The organism is Arthrobacter sp. HMWF013 (assembly GCF_003061105.1).
In the GTDB taxonomy this organism is placed as follows: domain Bacteria; phylum Actinomycetota; class Actinomycetes; order Actinomycetales; family Micrococcaceae; genus Arthrobacter.
This window is the reverse complement of sequence record NZ_QAIQ01000597.1, coordinates 1,243-4,844: the sequence shown is the minus strand read 5'-3', so window position 1 is coordinate 4,844 and position 3,602 is coordinate 1,243. Positions and strand designations below refer to the sequence as shown.

4 protein-coding genes and 2 pseudogenes are annotated in these 3,602 nt (G+C 65.3%); all 6 read right to left on the bottom strand.

What is annotated here, in order from left to right; all coding sequences use genetic code 11:
• Positions 1 to 247 (bottom strand): annotated as a pseudogene (locus DBR22_RS20225) (adenosine deaminase); the annotation flags it as partial.
• 39 nt (positions 248 to 286) lie between these two features.
• On the bottom strand, positions 287 to 1,009 hold the full coding sequence (locus DBR22_RS20220) for a DedA family protein (RefSeq protein ID WP_258229340.1): 723 nt from the start codon (positions 1,007 to 1,009) through the stop codon (positions 287 to 289).
• Positions 1,010 to 1,112: 103 nt separating this feature from the next.
• Entirely contained in the window at positions 1,113 to 1,742 is a 630-nt protein-coding gene (locus DBR22_RS20215) for a DedA family protein (RefSeq protein WP_108600471.1), read from the bottom strand.
• A gap of 4 nt (positions 1,743 to 1,746) precedes the next feature.
• The gene (locus DBR22_RS20210) at positions 1,747 to 3,069 is read right to left on the bottom strand and encodes a thymidine phosphorylase (RefSeq protein ID WP_108600470.1); all 1,323 of its coding nucleotides are present in this window, start codon (positions 3,067 to 3,069) and stop codon (positions 1,747 to 1,749) included.
• On the bottom strand, positions 3,066 to 3,470 hold the full coding sequence (locus DBR22_RS20205; protein WP_108600469.1) for a cytidine deaminase: 405 nt from the start codon (positions 3,468 to 3,470) through the stop codon (positions 3,066 to 3,068). The genes DBR22_RS20210 and DBR22_RS20205 overlap by 4 nt, the downstream gene beginning before the upstream one ends.
• A 2-nt stretch (positions 3,471 to 3,472) precedes the next feature.
• A pseudogene (locus DBR22_RS24870) lies at positions 3,473 to 3,602 on the bottom strand (ABC transporter permease); the annotation flags it as partial.

Sequence of the window (3,602 nt, the reverse complement as noted above, 5' to 3'; positions counted from 1 at the left end):
TCACAGCCACTGTGTGGTCAAAGGTCTCCAGGTAACGGACCAGCGAACCGGAGTCCGCCGATTCACGGAACCACTGACCCAGGGCAACCGGATCGGTGGAAGGAAGTGTGTGGCCAACAGCCTCAGCCAGTTCGATGATGGTGGCGGGACGGAGACCACCGTCCAGGTGGTCGTGGAGGGAGACCTTGGGCAGGCTCCTCAAGTCGAAATCGAGGGCAGGGGCAGCGTCAACAATAGGCTCAGTCACCTTCCAACCTTAGGGTCGGCAGGCAGCTTATGCCAGCCGCTACTTTGCGGGCTGCTCGCCGTCCGCCGAAGTTGCGGCCAGCAGGGTCTGATCGTGCGAAGGAAGGGCGCCTTCCCGGCCGCCGTCGAGCCATTCGTCCACAACGTCGGCGTCGTTGCGGGCAAGGTGCTTGTGCCACCAGCGCAGGAGGTGATCGATCAGAATGCCCAGGACGATGGCGAACACCACGGCAATCCCCGCGCTCAGGAGCGGGTTGTTGTGCAGCCAGGGGAACGAGCTGGCCAGTATGCCGATTCCGATGGAATACCCCACCCAGGTGACACAGGCAAACGCGTCCAGCAGGAAGAACCGGCGGTGCGCAAAACCGGTACTGCCCGCGACGTAGTTCACCGCGACGCGGCCCCACGGGATGTAGCGGGCGGTGAAGATCAGGACGGCGCCGCGCTTTTCGAGTTCGTACCTTGCCCAGCCGAAGGCCTTCTGGACTTTGGGCCGCCGCATCCAGCGCCAGCGTTCCAGGCCGATCCTGCGGCCCAGCATAAAGGCCATATTGTCGCCGGCGATGGCGCCGACCAGTGCCGTGAAGCCAAGGATCCAGAGGTTTGGTTCGCCGCTGTGGCGGGAAAACGCCGCGAGGGCAACAATGAGGGTCTCGCTGGGAACCACCATGGCGAAGCCGTCAATGAAGAAGAAAATCAGCAGGACCGGGTAGATCCACCATTGGCCCGCCGCATGGAGCACGGCCTCATTAATAAACTCCACGCGGGTGTTGCTCCTAGACGAATGATGCAGCCGGAAGTGACGTAAATCGCTCTTCAGTGTCGCATGCCGCAGACGTGATTCGCTACGTCAGGTCCCCGTAACCCTAGGCTTCGGGATCCTTCAGCCGCTCCACCACCGGAACCTTCCCCTTGAAGCGGTTGATGACCAGATCGACGAGGATTCCGAGGCCCACGGCGCAGACGATGGCGATGGCAGCGCCGAGGAGGTGGTTGTTTTCAAACCACTGCCCGAAGAACAGCCCGATTCCCACTGAATAGCCGGCCCAGAGCGTGGCGGAGAGGACCGTCAGTCCCACGAAACGCAGGTGGTGGTAGTGGGTCACGCCTGCGGTGAGGTTGACAGCGACACGGCCGATGGGAATGAAGCGCGCCACGAGGATCAGCGATGCGGGCCGCTTCCGCAACTCGTGGCCGGCCCAGCGGAACCCGCTTTGCATCCGCGGGCCGCGCATCCAGCTCCAGCGCCGCGTTCCGACCCTGCGCCCGATGAGGTACGCAATGTTGTCGCCCGAGAACGCTCCCAGCCCCGCGACGAGCATCAGCATCCAGGGGTTGGGGACATCCGCGGTGGCGGCCACTGCGGCCAGGCCCACCACCACGGATTCGCTGGGTATGGGCGGAAAGAAACCATCGATCATGCAGCAGGCCAGCACCACGAGCAACACCCAGGGCTGCCCGGCGGCGGCGAGGATGAAGTCGTTGATGGCCTGCATTTACCTATGCTATTCGGTCGATGATGAGTTGCTGGGCCGGGCGTGAGCCTTCGGGAGCGATCATCACCGCGTGCTCCAGGGATTCCTTGGCACGGGCGAACTTCTCCGGAGTGTCAGTGAGCAATGTCATGAGCGGCTCGCCGGCGCGCACCACCGCGCCCGGCTTGGCGTGCAGGCGGACGCCGGCCCCGGCCTGGACGGCGTCTTCCTTGCGGGCACGCCCGGCCCCGAGGCGCCAGGCCGCGACGCCGACGGCCAGGGCATCGAGCTCAACCAGGACACCGTCGGCAGGTGCGTAAAGAGTTTCGGATTCCCTGGCCACCGGAAGCTTGGCCCGGGGATCGCCGCCCTGCGCCTCGATCATCCGGTTCCACACGTCCATGGCCCTGCCGTCCTTCAGGGCGGCGCGGACATCGGCGTCGTGAACACCGGCGCACGCCAGCATCTCCTCGGCCAGGCGCACCGTCAGCTCCACGACGTCCTCTGGCCCGCCGCCGGCCAGGACCTCCACGGACTCTTCAACTTCGATGGCGTTGCCGGCTGTGAGGCCGAGGGGCGTGCTCATGTTGGTCAGCAGCGCCACGGTGTTAACGCCGGCGTCCTTGCCCAGGGCCACCATGGTTTCGGCCAGTTCCCGCGCCCGGGCCTCATCCTTCATGAACGCACCACTGCCCACCTTGACGTCCAGGACCAGCGAGCCGGTACCCTCGGCGATTTTCTTGCTCATGATCGAGGAGGCGATCAGCGGGATAGCCTCCACCGTCCCGGTGACGTCGCGCAGGGCATAAAGCTTTTTGTCAGCCGGCGCCAGTCCCGCGCCCGCGGCGCAGATCACGGCGCCCACGTCCTGGAGCTGGGCCAGAATCTCCTCGTTGCTCAGGGCTGCCCGCCAACCCGGGATCGATTCCAGTTTGTCCAGGGTGCCGCCCGTGTGGCCCAGGCCCCGGCCGGAGAGCTGCGGCACGGCAACGCCGAACACCGCCACCAGGGGCGCCAGCGGCAGGGTGATCTTGTCCCCCACTCCCCCGGTGGAATGTTTGTCGCTGGTAGCCTTCACCCCGCCGTCGGGCTGCCGCAGGCTGGAGAAGTCCATCCGCTCGCCCGAGGCGATCATCGCGGCAGTCCAGCGCGAGATCTCAGCCCGGTCCATGCCGTTGAGCAGGATGGCCATGTTCAGGGCGGCCATCTGCTCGTCGGCAATGGCACCGCGCGTGTACGCGTCGATGGTCCAGTCGATCTGTTCCGGGGTCAGTACGCCCCGGTCACGCTTGATGCGGATGATGTCGACGGCGTCGAACGCTTCAGTTTTGTTCGGGGTTTGTGTCACCGGGTTTCCTCCAGGTGTTGGGGACCAAAGGCATCGGGAAGGACCTGGTCCATGGTCCTGATTCCCTGGGTGGTCATGAGCTCCATGTCGGGAGCCCGGAATTCGTACAGCAACTGCCGGCACCGGCCGCAGGGCATCAGGATGTTCCCGCCGGCGTCGACGCAGTAGAAGGCGCGGAGAAGTCCGCCCCCGGTCATGTGCAGGTTGCCGATAAGGGCGCACTCGGCGCACAGGGATAGGCCGTAACTGGCGTTTTCAACATTGCAGCCACTGATGATCCGGCCATCCGCGGTAAGGGCTGCCGCCCCTACCGCGAAATTCGAATACGGTGCGTACGCGTGGGCCATGGCGGCTACTGCGGCGGCCTCGAGAGCGGCCCAGTCGACGTCGACGATATTCACCGTCAACCCTTCACGTACGGTATGCCGCTTGCCGCCGGGGGCCGGGACCTGCCCACGAGCCCGGCGACGGCGAACACAGTCACGAGGTAGGGCAGCATGGCCATGAACTGGCTGGGTACCGGGGTGCCGATG